Below are 16,870 nucleotides of genomic sequence, written 5' to 3'. Positions count from 1 at the left end.
AGCGCGAACGGGGAGTATGTGCTGTTTAATTTTCAAGGCCGCGAGCATGTGACGATGTATAGCCCGCGGGTTATAGGCGATGTGGGTACGACGCATACGGGCACGGGCGGCGAATGGGGATTCGGGTTTTACATTGTTTCCGGCGCGAAGCATATTACGATTCAAGACGGATTGGCGGAAAAGTTTTGGGGCGATGGCTACTACATCGGGGTTTACCCCGCGAACCAGACTTTGCCGATCCCGGAGCATATTACGCTGGAAAACTGTATTGCCGATTCCAACCGAAGACAAGGCTTGTCGATTACGGCAGCGCGCTGTTGCCGTGTCATTGGCGGGGAGTATCGCAATACAGGGAATATTGCCTGGACAGGTCCGGCGTTCGGTATCGATATTGAACCCAATGCGCAGGCAAAGGCTTATATCGATGTGTCTCTGATCGATGTGACAACGCGCAACAACAAGATGGGCGGTCTTGAAATTGTACCCGGTTTCCTATCCCGTTCCGTTGTGGAGGACCCGTTTTTCAATGTGTACGTTTCGAACTATCGATCCGTAGACGACGGTCCGACGGGCGCGCTCAAATTTAACAATCCGGCTCCAAGCAGCGCTGCCGAGCTGCAAAAAACAATTCGCGGGCAAATCGTGATTGAGACGGCAGCGATTGTGCGGCCCAAACGCAAAGGCGTAGAATGGGGCCGTTGGGGAAAACATGCCCCGTCTGTCGTAGCTTCGGATGTGATGGTGCAGGACCCGAATGAGGAAGGGGTAACCGGAAGCAGCTATACGCTGCAATGCGCGTTCGTTCTCACCTTGACTGCGGATGATGTCACCAAAGGAATGACGCACACAGGGCGAATTACACTTATTCGTCCCCGAGCCATCGATACGCGCACGACACCGAAGATGAAGGCGCCGTTCTGGATGCAGACGGCTCCGGGTTCATCCATTCAGCGTTTGACGATTGTGGACGGATTCGGAGAGAACGACCTGGACGGCAACAAAGGATTTGTGCGGGTCAATGAGGCGGGCGGCGTGACCGTTCGCTATACCGGGGATCGTCCGGTGAAGCTGCTGGATCAGCCGCTTGTCTGTGCAACAGGCATGTGGGCCGGATACGAGCTGCGCCTGCCCGAGACCGCGACGGGCGTGCTCGATGTGGAATTGCCTGCTGCAGCAGTATCGCTCGGTTTGACGTATACGGTCGTCAACGCTTCGCAGGCGGGCGGTCAAGTGCGGATCAAAGTGACCGGGGTGGATCAACTGAAGGCGAATGGCGCAGCAGCAGCGACGCAGTGGATCGTCGAGCCGCAGGAACGGTACGCAGCAAGCGCGAACATTGCCGGCTTATGGTCGCTATCGGATACGATCTGAATCCGACGCCGCACGCTGCACGAACATCGGCACGTTGAATCAGCAGATGGGCTGTCTCCGTCGGTCACCGCACATGACGAGGAGACAGCTCTGTTTGCCGTTGCCGCTCCTGCTGGTTTGACCAAGCGGATGCAGGCTGGTACCTTCAATAGAAGGAGTGTCCGTCCCGCGGGTCAAATTGTGATACAATAGCAATTGGATTTACAATCGGAGAACAGAGGAGGGACGAAACATAGAGATCAAAACCATGTCCTATTACAAACATCCTCGCGATTTTCCATTCTGGATCAAGCGTATTCGTCATGACAAACATGACATCCCGCCGCTTCATGGGCATGAATTTGTGGAATTGATCTATGTGGAGTCCGGGCAAGCGATCCACCTCTTTCAGGATATTTCCTATCAAGTTCGGGCAGGCGATATTTTTATTATTAATCCGGGCGAATTGCACGGTTACGCGATCCAGGACGGTCAGGAGATCGTGGTAACGAACTGTTTATTCGATCCGGGGTTTATACCGACTTCGCTGCTGCGCGAATTGCGTCTGTCCGATGCGCTGGACTTTTTCTACGTGCAGCCGTTTTTGAACAAGGAGGCGCGGTTTCACCACAAGCTAAACTTGCGCGGCTCCATCGAAGATGTGGTGCGCTCCGGTCTGAAAGAGCTGCATCAGGAACTGCTTCAAACACGCCCCGGTTATCAGGCGGTCGTCCAGTTGCGGATGACGGAGCTGTTCATCCAGCTGTCCCGCTACTATACGGAAGGTCAGCGGACGAAAGACGTAAATGTGTCGAGCGAACTGCTGGTCCAACGGATGTGCGGCTATGTCGAGCGTCACTACGACCAGCGTATCACCTTGTCCACGTTGTCGGAACTGTTTCATATCGGGGTGCGCCAGCTGAACCGGTTGTTCCATCGTCACAAAGGTTCGACGGTGATTGAGTTTTTGCACCGGGTACGCGTGGAAAAGGCCAAACGGCTATTGGTCGACACGGACGAGAAGATGGACGTCGTGTCCGAGATGGTCGGGTACGAGGATGTCGCATTTTTTAGCAAATTGTTTGCCAGAGTCACTGGCACGACACCCGGCAAATATCGAGAACAGCATCGTTGATCACTTCTGGTCGTAGCGGTCCATGCGTCGATAGACGTTTTTCTTATTCGATTAAGCGTTAGAATTCCTTTGATTGCGACGGTAATGACCAAATCGCCATGTCAAAAGTCAAGATAGCCAATGGAGGTACGTTTGCACACCGTTTATGATGGACTGGAAGCGCTTCATGGCATTCAATCCAATTGTAAAGGGAGTCACGAACGATGAAAAAGAAATACCGCGCTATCTTATTTCCCCTATTGCTGAGCTCGCTGCTCACGGCTTGTTCGTCCGGAACCGGAACCGGGCAAGCGGGACCGAACGAAGGAGGAAGCACACAAGCGCCGCCGGCAAAGCCAAGCGAGCCTGTGGAGTTGATTTTCTACAGCACGTCCGGCGAAGCGGAAGAAAGCTTCAATGGGAAGTTCGGCGATGTGATCCGTGCCAAGTTCCCGGATTACAAAATCTCGTACTTGCGCCAGGAGCCGGGCTCCTTGATTCCCGAAGTGATCATGACGGGACGCCGGGTGGACATTATATACAACGTCTTCGACTACGTACTCGATCCGCTGCTGAATTCAAGCATTGCATACGATATGACCGACTTGGCCAAAAAACACGGTGTCGATTTGACCCAGTTTGAGCCTTCTGTCATAGACGGTATTCGCCGTGCAGGCAATGGCAAGCTGTACATGCTGCCGACCAGTGTGCAAGTGCCGATGGTGTTTTACAACAAAAATCTTTTCAACAAGTTCGGCGTTCCATACCCCAAGGACGGCATGAGCTGGGATGAGATGAAGGCGACGTCGCAGAAGCTGACGCGCAAGGACGGCGATGTGCAGTACTTAGGCTTTGTCGGCTCGCAGCAATATGCATTGAAAATGACCCCGTTCTCCGATCCTTATCTGGATGAGAAGACAGGCAAATCGACGTTCGAGCGGGAGACGTGGAAAAAACTGATCCAGACGATCTTTATCGATACCGATGCGAACAACGGCATGAAAAACTATGTCATCGCGAAAAAAGCGCTTCCGAACCGTCTAGGATTTACGAATACGCAAGATGTGGCGATGCTGCACTTCCATTCGGAATTTCCGGCGGCTGTGCCGAAAGACTTGGAGAAAATCGACTGGGATATGGTTGCGCTCCCGACGTTCCCGGAGTTGAAAGGCGTCGGCGGGCAGGCGACAGCCGTTGCGATGAGCATTACCTCCATGGCCAAAAACAAAGATGCCGCGATGGAAGTGATCAAATTTTTGGCGTCCAAAGAGTCGCAGACAGCCAACTCGAAAAAGGGAATGATGTCCGTTCTGCAAGACGAATCGATCCAAAACGTATTTGGCAGCGGAAGCCAGTTTAAGGATAAAAACTGGAAAGGCGCGTATTACAACAAGCTGGCGCCGATCTCGTGGAAGTCGACGTATGAGCTGCAGGTGGAACGTGTCTATACGGCGGCGGTGCTGGATGCGATCCGTGGCGAGAAAGATCTCAATACCGTGCTGCGCGAAACGGCAGAGAAAGCGGACAAAGCTGTTGCCGAGTTGAAAGCCGCAAGCAGCAGCAAGTAATACCCGCCCCCAATTCATGCCAAACCACTTTATTAGGACAGGTTGATGTGTAGAAGCCGCTGAAAGGCGGCTTCTTTGTGTTTGTATTTGCCCATCGCTTCCAGATCAATCGGACGATAATCGGCATTATCGACTTGGGAGACGACATTGCCATTCAGAAAGGAAGCCGGCACGTACAGCGTACGAACAAACGTGGAACGATTTCACGGCATGGGCCGAATTATACAAATGGGAAATGGGGATACATCGACAAAAACGGAGATACGGTCGTTCCTCTCCGATATGATCATGCCGGCCCGTTCGAGGACGGTTTGGCAACGGTGATGACGGGCGGCTCGTACGGCCTTATCGACAAGTCCGGCAAGTCGGTGGCAGCGCCGCCTAAATCGCGGCTCTTTGTTTTGGGACAAAGTTCTTGTCAAAACCAAATGACAAGAACTTTATCCCATTCCCGTGTCCCGTGTTCAAGAAAGCCGTTCACTTTGCTCCGCTTACCGCTTCGGCAACCCGTTTGTCGACCCGTTCGGCCGCTTCCCTCAGTGCCGAGTTCACATCTTTGCCCGCCAAATAGTCATTAAGCGCATTCGACATTTCCCCGGCGGCGATCCCATAGTGGCGATGCGAGTTCTGAATGACGGCCGTCTTTGGAAACAGCAGCGCCTGGACGTTTTTGTTGGTGAAATTCGGAATCTGTCCGCCAAAGTTTCCGATCAGCGGTTCCGCGTTTGCCAAGGCCGGCAGCAGGCCCAGGTGCTCCGCCGCCCATTGCTGGTATTCCTCCGAGACCAGATAGGAGAGGGCCTGGAAGGCCGCATCGCGATTTTTGCTGGTCTGGGCGATAAACGCGTAATTGGTATTGGGCGCCGGCCCGACATCCTCCAGTCCCGGGAACACCGGCATTTTGGCGATATCCCAATTCGTCAGCGCATCCGCCGTCAGGCGGATCAGCCCGTCCGCATCGATATACATCGCGGTTGTCTGGTCTTTCAAAAACCAGTTCCGGATCGGGGCGAGCGAATATTTGTTGTCGGGCGGCGCATTGCCGGCGATCTGCCAAAATCTCGCCGCATTCAGGAGCACGTCTTTGACGTCGTCCTGGTACAAGCGGGCCTTGCCGGTCTGGGCATCGAAGTAGGACGCCGACTTTTGGTTCCAGCCGGCTACATGCTCAAACGCCATGCTTAACCCCTGATATTGACGTCCGCCTTCATTACGAGTCATGCTGCGCGCCAGCTCGAATAGCCGGTCCCATGTCATGCTGTCCATCGGATAGGCGACGCCGAATTTGTCGAACAGATCTTTATTGTATAAAAACACCAGAACGCCGACATTCAGCGGAAAGCCGTAGATCGCTCCGTCCCCGGACGGATTTTGGGCCTTCAACGTCGATGCGGGAAACCGCGTCAGATCGAATTTGTATTTGCCGACTAGATCGCGAATATCGCTTTCCAGCTTATACGCCTGCAAATTGCCGTACATGCCCTGCGCGGAAGCAAACACGATATCGATCGAAGCGGCGGATGCGATCGTATCGGCATAATTGGCGTATGTGGTAGGCAAATACTCGATCGTAAAATTCGGGAATCGCTTGCGCAGCGGATCGCCGTACCGCTGATTGAACAATTCCTCGCTCAGATTGGCTTGCAAAAAAGTAAGCGTAGCCGGTTTTTGCTCGATGCTCGCGGACGATTCCACCGGACCGGCGTCGCCGCCCGACCCGCCCGGCGTCTCGCCGCCGCAAGCGCCGAGTGTCAGGCTCACGGTCATCAGACTTGCCAATAGTTTGCTGTGTTTCATCGTCAGGACTCCTTATTGCTCCTTAATAGTTGCTTTTCATTGCCGCTCACGGCTGTATAGCGAGCCGTTCCCAAGGTACGTCAACGTGTACGTGCCGGGAGCGCCGGTGAAATACAGCACGCCGCCTTCTTCGCCGACTTCGGCCTCATCCGGCTCCGTTTCGCCGGTTTTGGCGATACGCCACGTACCCGAAGCCAGATCGGCGATCACATACTTCAGTGCGGGTTGCGGGCCGTAGGTGGCAAACGTCACCGTTCCGCTTTCTTTGTTGCCCGATTTGCCGAACAGCACGACATAGTCGTCGATCGCGGCGCCGACCATCCGTTCGGAATCGACCGCTTCGACTGCGAGCGGCGAGGTGCCGTCGTTGTCCATCACCTGCATCACATTGAGAAAATGATCGGTTTCCGACGGCGTTTCGGGCGATAATTGCATGCGCCAGGCGCCCGCTTCAATCGTATGTTGGCCCGCAGGCGGGATCGGAGTTTGGGCAATGTTGGCTCCGAATACCTCGAACTCCTGGCCGGAGCCTCCGACCTTTTCCAGTCTTGCATTGCCGCTTGCCGGCAGCAGCGTTTCGTTGACCAGCTTGCCCTCGTATCCGCCTTCGCTGCGGACGAGCGTCGTCGTATTGCCGCTGATCTGCGGCTCCTCCATGCTGTGCAGCAGCCAGTATTTGCGGAAATTCGGATCGGAGGCGATCACCTTGTCGAAGACGACCATCGCCGCGGGATGCTCGACGTCTTTCAAATTCAGGAACAGGAACGATCGCTGAAATTGTTTGACCTTGCTCGTGTAGGCGGCCGTCAGGTCGCCCTTGATATAGCTGAAGTCCGGAGCAACCGGATCGGGACCGAACTGCTGTCCGAGAACTAGCCCGTGGTAGTAGTTTTTGCCGAGCAGATCGTCCAAGTATCGGACATTGGCCACCTTGCGCTGCCCGCCGTCGTTGCGCCATCCGCTGTAAAACCGTTCCGCCGGATCGTAGACGAGCATGGAGTTGTGGGCGATCGTCCGCTTGTAATAATGGATGTCGTGCTGGCTTCCGTAGCCTCCGTTGCGCCCCTGATACATGCCCGAATCGAGGGCGAGCGCGCCTTTGTAATACAGCTGGAAGCTGCCCATATCCAGATGCTGGTGGTTGCCGTACGAATAATTGCCCACCTTCATTTCGGCGACGACATCGGAAGCGCGAGTCCCCGGCGTATCGCTGCTCCAGCCGGTTCGCGCAACCATGCTGCCATACGGGAAGCCGAAATACCGGGTCAGCGGAAGCTGGGAGACCGGGCTCGAGGTCAAATCGGGATCGAGAAACAGCAGCTCCGCCAGCGGGTTCAGCCCCAGCGTGTACTGCCGCTGGAATTCATCCTGCAAGTACGGGTCTTTATAGTACGAAGTGGCCAATAGCAGTGTCGACGGGTACTTCCAGTAGGCGCCGGGCGGGTTGGAATTGGTCGTGAAGCTGTCGCCGTCGCGAAGCCACTGTCCGTCGGGTCTGCGCATATACAGGGCACGGTACAGCATCTCTCCCTGCTCGGGAACGAATACGGGTCCATGGCCCATCCGCTCGAATAGCCATTGCGCCCACATTTCGCCCAGGTAGCGGACTCCGACACCGTAGGAATCGCCTTGGTGGTTCATGCCGGACAAGTACCAAAAATTGCGCGCCGGAACAAATTCGTTAAAGAAACGCTGCGCCGACAAGTTGTACATCTCGGGGTCTTCCCCGTAAACGGCGATGCCCGCCGCCAGCCAGTCCCGCATCAGCATGTTTTCCGAGGCGTGTCCGCTGATCGGTCCGCCGCCGATCGGAGGATAGCCCATTTCCATCTGGCCGGCCAAATCCTTGAGGTTGGCAATGAAGGCCGTTTTTTCTTCAGCGGTCAGGAGCGGGAAGCACCAGTCGTACACGAGCGCCGCGGCATGCATCGTATCGCCGATCGGCCGGAACGGATCGGGATCGGCAAAAACGGCGGTGTCCATAAAGCGGAGCGCCGCTTCGATGGCCAGCCGGCCGCTGTCGGTATCTCCCTTGAGCAAATATTTCATCGCGTTGTATTCGATCGCATTTTTAATCTCGGGGGAATAATTGGATTTGCCGGCCGCAGGCGGGGCCAACTCGCCGGGAGCATTGCCCGAGCCGAGATCGATCCAACTCCAGTCGGAGCCGTCGACGGACACGTACACATCGAAGAGAGACTGCCGCGTATTGCCGGCATGCCAGGCCAGGCCGATCGCATAAACCTGCTCCGTAACGCTCAAATCATATTGAATCCACTCTTCGCGTCCTTGCGCGGACCAGCGAGATTCGGGCCCGATCACGCCGTCGATCGTCTTGTTCCCGTCATACGCTCCGTCCTGACTGCTCCAGGAGACGTCGCTTACGGTCAGCTTCAGCAAGTTGTCGGAGGGATCGCGCGTATAAAGTTCGGTCTCCGTTATGGAATTCCAATCGTTCACCGAATTGCCGCGTCCGACGATTTTGACAAAGCGCGCTTGCTCCGGCTCCGGGAAGTCGTACGATTCGATGGCAAGCGTGCTGCCGCTGCTTTTGCCGGACAGAGCGGGGATTGCGCTTTGCTGTTCCAACTGCTCCCATGCCGGAGCCAATACGGGATGCTCCAGCCTTGCCTGCATTTGCGGAATCAGGTCGGGAGTCACGTACAGCCGCGGATGCGCGGCCGGCGGAGTCGGCATTTCCGTCAAGGAGACGTCGTCGCGCGGCAGCATCCGGATCTGTACGCCGTCTTGCGCGCTGTCGCGGACCGTCACCGGAACCGTTGTGGCGTAAAAGCCGGTTTTCGTCGCACGGACCTGGTAGGTGCCGTTCGGAACGGATGTATCGATCGCAAACGTTCCGTCCGCCGCCGACGTTGCCGTCCCGATCGGCGTCGTAAACGACAAATCGTCATCGTCATATAGGACGATGTCCGCTCCCGCGATCGGCTCGCCAGTAGCGGGAACGGTCGCGCTGCCGCCGACCGGGTACGGCACGGCCACACTGTCCGGCGTCAAGGATACGGCCAAGCTGATGCTGCTTCCTTGACCCACTTCGACAGCCATCGTAGCGCGTTGGTACCCGTCTTTCATCGCCCGGATGACGTAATCGCCTTGGGTAACCCCTCCTTGCAGCGAGAACAAGCCGTCCTTGTTGGACAATCCTTTGTCTAGCGGCGTCAGAAACCCGGTGTCCGCCGCGGCGTACAAGTACACGTCCGTCCAGGCAACCGGCGAAGCGTACACGGCATCGTTGACGGAGCCGCGCAGGACGATCCGCTCGACGACGCCAATTTCATCGTAATAGGCGATCCCCGTATTGGTGGTCGTGCCGTGGAGCGAAACGGAAGCCGTCGTCGCCCCGGCGGGAGCGGTCAACGAGGCGGTCAACGCTTTCCATTGTCCCGCCGTCGCCGAGCTGCCCGCCGTTTTTTGATCGATTTTCTGGTTGGAGGCGTTGTAAAAATTCAAGTAAATGAGACCTTGTCCGCTGTCGACCCGCGTATACGCGGTCGCCGTATATTGCCCTCCGGCCACTACAGGAAATTTGTGGCTTTCGGCGCCGTGGACGGCCGACGCGGACACATCGTCGACCTTCAGGCTGTACGATCCGGCATATGCCTGCTGATCGGTGACCGACACGTAAGCCGAAGAGTTGTAATACACGTTCCATCCGGTCAGTCCCGATTCGAATCCGCCGTTGGAGAGCAGCGGAGCCGGATTCGCATGCGTCTTCGAGCCGGGGGGAAGCGCGCCCCCCAGCGCGAGAACAAGCGTCAGCAAACAGACGAGCATGTTTCTCGCGGCTCGCCGATTACACATTATGTTCTTCCTGCCGTTCAGATTGGCCACTCCTTCCTCTGATTCGTATTTGGCTTGTTTACTAAGCGGTTTTCCTCCTTTCTCCGTTATCATACGCCAGCGCTGAATACGGTTACAATCTGTAGAAGCGCTCCACTTTTACACCATTTGTGTCCGATGCCGTGCTATAGTGGTGATGAAACCGGAAAGAGCGGAGGCGGGGGCATGACGATCGACGTGGCCTTTATGCAGACGATGAACACGATTCAAGTATTCAACAGCATATTCGGCAGCAGGGCGCCGGGATGGTCGTTCGAGAAGCATTACCATTCCTATTGCGAATTGCTTCATTGCCGGTCGGGGGAGATTACGCTGGAACTGGAGGGGCATATCCTTGTGCTGCGGTCCGGAGATTGGCTTGTTATCAAGTCGCGGGTGAAGCACCGGCTGTGGAACGATACCGACCGGTCATACTATTTTTTTCATGCCCATTTCGATATCGACGATCATGGCTTGCGCCAGCTTCTGCACGCCGCGCCCTACAAGCACGTCTCCGTCGGGGAAAGCGCGGAGCGCCTTTCTCCCTTCCTGGATGAACTGGGCCGCAGTCTCGAGGAGCTGCTGCGCGGCCATGTGCCCAAGCGCGTGCTTCATCTCGAGTCCGTCCAGAGGCGGAATCGGTTCTGGGTCGAGCAATTGCCGCCGCACGGCAAGCTCGCGCTGCAAGCTTACGTGACGCTGGCGATTGCGGAAATCGTCGCCCGGCAGCCGGCGAGCGCCGCGCCGCTTGCGAACAAAGAAGAAGCTGCGGGACCGTACAGCTCGCCGGCGGAAATCGATACGGCGCACGCGATCGAGCGGAAGCTGGACGAGCAAGTCTATACGAATGTGACGATTACCGAATTGGCGGGGCGGATGGGGATGAGCCGGACGCAATTTACGAAAATATTCGCCAAAGTGTACGGGATCTCGCCCCGCCAATACGTCAGCCAGCAAAAAATGAACGCGGCCAAATTGCTGCTCATGAATACGGACGCCCCGATCGGGGAAATCGCCGAACGGCTCGGCTTTGCGAGCTTCAACCATTTTTCCCGACAGTTCCGGCGCTGGTCCGGTCAGCCGCCCAGCTATTACCGGCCGAAATACAAGCTGGACCGGCCGCCGGCGGGAGAAGCGGCGGAGACGGACGAAGTGCAGGAAAATCTTGCTGACCGTACAGCCGTGTCTGTATCGGAAGCCGGACCTTGACCCTGGCGCAGTTGAATCCAATTGTTATTTTCACAAATAGGAGGGAAGCGCTTCTGATTAAGATGGGGACATTCACCGCCGATCAGACACAGGCGCAGCCGGCGCCGTCGTTGGGCGTACAGAGCCTTAGAGCCGCCGAGAGGGCGATGCCGGACAACCAAAGGGCGAAGAAACGCAAGTGATGATGGACAAAGATGCGTTAACCCGGCGCAAGCCGTTGGCGGTGAGGGGGAAGTCGCAAGCGCTGCCGGAGGAGATGCTGCAAGCAAAACGGTTATAAATGACTGAAATTAACATCAATTCATTACGGATTTTTTAGGGAATTTCGTGCCAAATGATAAATGTTCTTGTCAATGGCATTAAAACTTATCGACCTTCCTTTCCCAGCCATAGTAGCAAACGACAAAACAGCATCCCGATTCCTTATACAGAGTGGACGGGATGCTGCTTGTCGCGTTAACCGGGAGCCCCCAATATTTGCGTTCGGGTCATACAGACCGGCAACATTTTGCATGGTCATCGTTTCTTTGTCATGGGTCTTGGATAGTTTCCCCGAACCGACGATCGATCCACGCTCCGGTTTGCGCGTCGAAAGCCGCGTTGTCGTAATGCGATTGAGGTATCCAACGATAGATGAGACGGGCGACAGCGTGCGAAGGATCGGTGTCTTTGACTTTTGCCAGCACATCCCCATAATCTCCCGAGAAGCTGCGAGTCTCGTTCGGCGAATCGTAAATCAGCTCCAGCCGATAGCGGTCAAACAGAGCCGCTTGCGCTTGCTCCGGCGGCAACAGCCCGGGAAAACGGGCGGGCGGTGGCGGAGCCATACCGTGCACGCTGTTGACGAATTCTACAACCTCGCCGTTACTGGGGTGGACGCTGACACGAACCTCACCCAAAGTAACGCCTTGGCGAATTTGCCGGTAGGAGTAAAGTAACGGCCCTGCCTGCCCGAAAGCACCTGTGGTCGCTGTGATGGACGAATCGTAGTCCAGCGGATAAAGCTCATCCAGGGCGTAGGGCATGACCGCGGTCAGGAATCGTTCGGCTGTTTCGCGAGCTTGGTGCCATGAAAGAATCGGTCTTTGGCCGGCCGACGGGCGATAATGATGATAATTCACCGACAAACCGGTCAATCGATGCAAATTGACAAGAGCGCTCTCCGTGCTGTCGGGCCCGCCGGGCTTGAAATTCAACTGCCACAGATTCCCGATTAAGTGGACCTCCCGTAGCTCGCTGTCGGCAGGAAGGTTCAGCACGGTTTTGGCTATTGCCGCCGCTTCCTCCTTCGTCAAAGGCTCGACCGGCGCAGCCGGAGGCTCCGACAACGGCTTGCCGCCAACCGGTTTTCGGCGGACGTCCGGAAGCGGACTCAGGTTGATGTCGAGGAACCGGCCGGTGGCTGCCTCCAATCGATCGTTCGGGAAAAACTCGTAAATGGGCCGGGCATTTTCCGGTCGATCGAGCGGCATGAGATAGGCAGGGGCCACGCGGTCGCGAAATGCTTGTTCCGCCTGCTGCGGGTCCATTGCGGACGCAGGGTCCTCGAAGCGGACCGAGTCGTTCCAGTTGTAATTGTAGCTGAAAATCGTTCCGTTCTCGTCAATCGACACATGGACGTTGTTTTGGGGATAAGGTATACCGCCCGCGAGCCGTTGGTAGGAGATCCAGTAGGCCGAAGACATGGAGAAGGACAGCGGGTCGGTATAGATGCTCTCCCGAGAATCGTCATAGCGCAATTGTTCGACGATATCGCCATTCACGCGAGCCACGAAAGCTTCCGCGATCGCCTTCGCCTCCTCGTACGACACCGCCGGACTGTACATCGGTCCGCGAAGCGGATCTTCCCGATAAAAGCTGAAAAGCTTGCCCGTCGAAGCGTCCAACTCAACCCGCCATTCCGCACCCGTACCGTCCGGGGACGCGTAACGGATGACCCAGCGAGCCGGTCCATGATGAAACGGATCGATTTGCCGGCGTTTGACGACAAAGTAGGCGAGCCTCTGCTCGATCTGCGCCTCCTTCACCTGGTACCCGTCGGGAATAATACCCAACTCGGCGACGATTTGCAAAGCGCGCTCCTGTTCGATGGCGACCGGCTGCGCCGTTTCGGTGTCGACCGGCGACGCCGAATCGCTATCGCTCGGCGATGTTGCTCCGTTGTTGTCGGGCTGCGCCGTCGGCTTCCGATATTCCGCGTAGAACCGCGCGATTTCCGCCGTTCCCGATTGTCCGCGCTGGCCGGTCAAATCGGACAACACGCGAATGCGGTAAAGTCCCGGACCGCCCGGCCAGCGGATGAACCGCTCAAACGTTTCGTCGGTCAGCGGAATCGTCTCCTTGGCCGCACGAACGAAGACGCCATTTTGCAATTTTTCCACGCTTGCCGTCAGTTCGTCGCCTATCGCTTTACGCACCTTGCCTTTCAGAGGAACGCCCTCATCTTTCGAGACCTCATAGCCGACTATAGGTTCATCCAGCTCGATCTCGCTGAAGCTCATCATCGTCGGGGCGGAGGGTCGCACCGTCAACGGAAAATGCTCGAAGCGTGCGGTCACGTCCCGCTCGGAGGCGGCGACAATTCGCTGGTTCACCTGCAGAAGCGCCCAAACCCGGTTGGGTCCCGGTAACAGCGGGATCGTCGCGGCTGCCTTGTACGGATAGTCCGCTCCCCATCGGACAAGCTCGAAGGAGGAGGCGCCTTCCTTATTCTCGGTAGCGTCCGGCTGATACAATCGAAGCAGGGGTCCCGAATGCGCGCCTGACGTGCGCACTTGCGCGTTGATCCGCAGCGTGTCCCCATCGACCGTTTCGGGAAAATCGACGAATTCGCTGGCGTACTGCGGAAACACCAGCTCGGCTTCTTCTTGAGTGTCGCCCCGTTCCAGACGAAGGCCGAACAACGCTTCCATGTTCGGCTGCGCGATATAGGGCTGCTGCGCTTCGTCCATATGAAGCGAAAACGGCAACCCGACGGTGCGCACCGCCCGGCCCCCCCAGTACAAGGTCGAAACCGGATGAACCGATACGGTAAACCCGTACCCGACCGCGTTTTCCACTTTCAGGCTGCCGTCCGCCCCGAAAGCTTCCGCGCGAAAGTCGAAGGCAGCCGATACAAAATTCAAGTTAAAGAAATAAGTATCGCCTCGCTTGACGCCCACTTGCTCGTCCCCGGCGAACACCGCGCCGTCCCGGAAGCTTACCGTTGCGCGAAGGGCATCCTGTTCCTCCAGCCTGTATGCAACTGTCGGCTCTGCTTCCTCCGTTCGGGACGAAACGGGCCTCAAAGCTTCTCCGACTGGCTCAGTCGTTGCCGCAATAGCCGCTCCCGGATTCGTGGCGACGCCTGCTGCGGTCGCGGTACTTCCGGCGCCTTCTGCGGTTCCAGTCGCGGCTCTCATCGAAATATCGGCGTCTTTCGGCAAATCCGCCGCCCTTTCGGCGCTTCCGGCCGGCGCGTTCACCGCAAGCAACCAAGCCAGTGCCAGTCCGAGCGCTGCCGTTTTGTGCATGGTATCTCTCCTCCGTCCGTCGTCTGGGAATATTGTAATATGTATCCATTTCATTTAGACGTTTCGGATAACGGATTTGTTTCGCTCGCCTCTTTCTCCGGCTATTTACAAGAGAACAAACGTACGGTATTCTAGTTGTATACTGGTAGAAAATTCAAATGGAGGAGATCATATTTGAGCCAAAACCAAGCAGAAGAAGTTCAAATAGATAACAAACCGGAGGACATTACAGGAATCACCTGTATTTACGTTCCGGTGCAGGACGTCTATGAATCCGTTCAATGGTATCGAAAAAATCTAGGCTGCAGACAACCTGGCAGTCATGATCCCGTCAAGCCTGGGGCGGGGATTGCGATCTTGCGTTTTCCCGATCATCACGATAAATTACCGGGTGCAGGTCTAAGAACCACCGTACCGGCAATGTTTCTGATCCAATCGGAGTTAAAGGGCGGGCGATTAGGATTTACCAACAATAATGGCGATCGCGTTCCTGTCGGCTGTTTCATTACGCCGCGCATCCAGGAGCTGTTCGAGCGGTTTAAGGAGAATGGAGTTCGTATTACAAGCGATATTCCGGAGGGTCGAGAATGCGGACCTAACTTTCAGTTCTATGATCTCGATGGGAACTTGTGGGAAGTCTGGCAGCCCTGATCGCTTTTATAAAAGTAAAAGGATAAAACCCTCCGCGCGGAGGGTTTTGATCTGGGTCATAGTACAACAGGAGGTTAACCAGAAGTCGTGTATCTGCGATCAGCTTGCCAAATTATTATTTTACGGACGCACCCTGAATTTTCGAGAAAAGCTATCGCATCACCTCTTGGTTAGTACGATAACAGGTGCAAGTTCGGCTGCCCGACTTTCTATGCATGATGAATGGTACAATGAGAATATAAGTAGAAATTAACACTTTCGGAAGGATGTTACTCATGAGTGAATCGAATCAGGGGCATATCGTAATCTCGGGTGCGAGGGAAAACAATCTCAAGAACGTATCCTTGCGCATTCCCAAGCGAAAGATCACGATTTTCACCGGCGTATCCGGGTCCGGCAAGTCATCGATCGTTTTCGATACGATCGCCGCGGAATCGACGCGATTGCTGAATGAGAACTTCAGCATGTTCGTGCGCAATTTTCTGCCCCGCGTTCCGCAGCCGGATACGGATGCGATCGAAAATCTGAGCATGGCCGTAATCGTGGATCAGAAGCGGCTGGGCGGCGGTTCCCATTCCACGATGGGCACGATAACCGATATTTCTCCGATTCTCCGTCTGCTATTCTCCCGGGTAGGCCAGCCTTATGTCGGACAAGCGCACATGTTCTCGTTTAACGATCCGCAAGGCATGTGTCCCGAGTGCAACGGAATCGGCCGCAGGCTGGGCGTCGACATGAGCAAGGCGCTGGACATATCCAAATCGTTGAACGAAGGGGCCATTATGCTGCCGGACTATTCGGTCGGCGGCTGGGAATGGAATATGATCGTGCAGTCGGGGGACTTCGTTCTCGACAAGAAGCTGAGCGATTACACGGATGATGAACTGGAGCGGCTGCTGTATGCCAAGGCCAGAAAAGTCCAGATGGATTTTGCCGGCAAAGCCATGAATATTACGGTGGAAGGCGTCATCGAGAAGTTTGCCAACAAATATATCAAGCAGGACGTGAAGACGAAATCCGAGCGCACGCAGAAAATAGTTGCGCCGTACATTTCCGAAGGTCCCTGCACCGGCTGCCGCGGAGCGAGACTGAGTCCGGCCACGCTCGGCTGCAAGATCAACGGACGCAACATTGCGGAGATGTCATCGATGGAGGTCGGACAGCTTATCCGCGTCATCCGGGAGATCGACGATGCCGTCGCGGCGCCGATCGTCAAGTCGCTGACGGAGCGGCTGCAGCATCTGGTCGATATCGGACTGGACTACTTGACGCTGGACCGCGAGACGGATACGTTGTCCGGCGGCGAGTCGCAGCGCGTCAAGATGGTGAAGCACCTGAGCGGCAGTCTGGTGGATGTCACTTACATTTTCGATGAGCCTAGCGTTGGCTTGCACCCCCGTGATGTTCATCGGTTAAATGAGTTGCTTCAGAAGCTGCGCGACAAGGGCAATACCGTCATTGTCGTCGAGCATGATCCCGATGTAATCAAGGTGGCGGACCATATCGTCGATGTCGGGCCTTATGCCGGCGGCCGCGGCGGTACAATCGTATATGAAGGAAGCTTCCAAGGCTTGTTGGAGGCAAACACGCTAACGGGCACCCATATGAAGCGGCCGCTCCAACTGAAGCACGATTGCCGGCAGCCTTCCGGCAAGCTGTCCATCCATAATGCCACCCTGCACAACTTGCGGAACGTGAGCGTAACGATTCCGACCGGCGTGCTGACCGTCGTTACGGGTGTCGCCGGCTCGGGCAAAAGTACGCTGATCAACGAAGTGTTCCTCGGTCAGCATCCGGATGCGATCGTCATCGACCAATCGGCGGTAGGCGTG

General features: G+C 56.1%; 10 protein-coding genes. 7 read left to right on the top strand and 3 right to left on the bottom strand.

The window, feature by feature from the left end; genetic code table 11:
• The 4 genes from FE784_RS41415 to FE784_RS43060 all read left to right on the top strand — a co-directional run.
• On the top strand, nt 1–1,371 hold a 1,371-nt coding region (locus FE784_RS41415), incomplete at its 5' end, for a hypothetical protein (RefSeq protein ID WP_218103881.1).
• A 247-nt stretch (nt 1,372–1,618) separates the two neighbouring features.
• The gene (locus tag FE784_RS39060; RefSeq protein ID WP_139607711.1) at nt 1,619–2,485 is read left to right on the top strand and encodes an AraC family transcriptional regulator; all 867 of its coding nucleotides are present in this window, start codon (nt 1,619–1,621) and stop codon (nt 2,483–2,485) included.
• Nucleotides 2,486–2,688: 203 nt separating this feature from the next.
• Nucleotides 2,689–4,032, top strand: a complete 1,344-nt coding sequence (locus FE784_RS39055) for an ABC transporter substrate-binding protein (RefSeq protein ID WP_139607710.1) — start codon at nt 2,689–2,691, stop codon at nt 4,030–4,032.
• Between the two features lie 77 nt (nt 4,033–4,109).
• Complete coding sequence (locus FE784_RS43060; RefSeq protein WP_218103880.1) at nt 4,110–4,610, top strand: WG repeat-containing protein; 501 nt, start codon at nt 4,110–4,112, stop codon at nt 4,608–4,610.
• Here the strand turns inward: FE784_RS43060 and FE784_RS39045 are convergent.
• Both FE784_RS39045 and hepB read right to left on the bottom strand, forming a co-directional pair.
• Nucleotides 4,510–5,829: an extracellular solute-binding protein gene (locus FE784_RS39045; protein WP_139607709.1), complete on the bottom strand. Its 1,320-nt coding sequence runs from the start codon at nt 5,827–5,829 to the stop codon at nt 4,510–4,512. The two genes, FE784_RS43060 and FE784_RS39045, sit on opposite strands and share 101 nt — an antisense overlap.
• A gap of 36 nt (nt 5,830–5,865) precedes the next feature.
• Entirely contained in the window at nt 5,866–9,648 is a 3,783-nt protein-coding gene (gene hepB / locus FE784_RS39040; RefSeq protein ID WP_176706842.1) for a heparin/heparin-sulfate lyase HepB, read from the bottom strand.
• Nucleotides 9,649–9,852: 204 nt separating this feature from the next.
• Between hepB and FE784_RS39035 the strand changes: the two genes are divergently transcribed.
• The gene (locus FE784_RS39035) at nt 9,853–10,875 is read left to right on the top strand and encodes an AraC family transcriptional regulator (RefSeq protein WP_176706841.1); all 1,023 of its coding nucleotides are present in this window, start codon (nt 9,853–9,855) and stop codon (nt 10,873–10,875) included.
• Nucleotides 10,876–11,405: 530 nt separating this feature from the next.
• Here FE784_RS39035 and FE784_RS39030 read toward each other — a convergent pair.
• Nucleotides 11,406–14,387 carry a YcdB/YcdC domain-containing protein gene (locus FE784_RS39030; protein ID WP_139607706.1) on the bottom strand — a complete coding sequence of 994 codons (2,982 nt, stop codon included), beginning with the start codon at nt 14,385–14,387 and terminating at the stop codon, nt 11,406–11,408.
• 174 nt (nt 14,388–14,561) lie between these two features.
• On the opposite strand from FE784_RS39030, the gene FE784_RS39025 reads away from it, so the two are divergent.
• Entirely contained in the window at nt 14,562–15,038 is a 477-nt protein-coding gene (locus FE784_RS39025; protein ID WP_176706840.1) for a VOC family protein, read from the top strand.
• Nucleotides 15,039–15,313: 275 nt separating this feature from the next.
• Nucleotides 15,314–16,870 (top strand): excinuclease ABC subunit UvrA (locus FE784_RS39020; protein WP_139607704.1); only part of this gene is annotated, 1,557 nt, incomplete at its 3' end.

The sequence above is a fragment of the Paenibacillus hemerocallicola genome (assembly GCF_006265175.1).
In the GTDB taxonomy this organism is placed as follows: Bacteria; Bacillota; Bacilli; order Paenibacillales; family NBRC-103111; genus Paenibacillus_AB; species Paenibacillus_AB hemerocallicola.
Note: the sequence above shows the minus strand (reverse complement) of the source record. Positions and strands in the feature narration are given on the sequence as shown.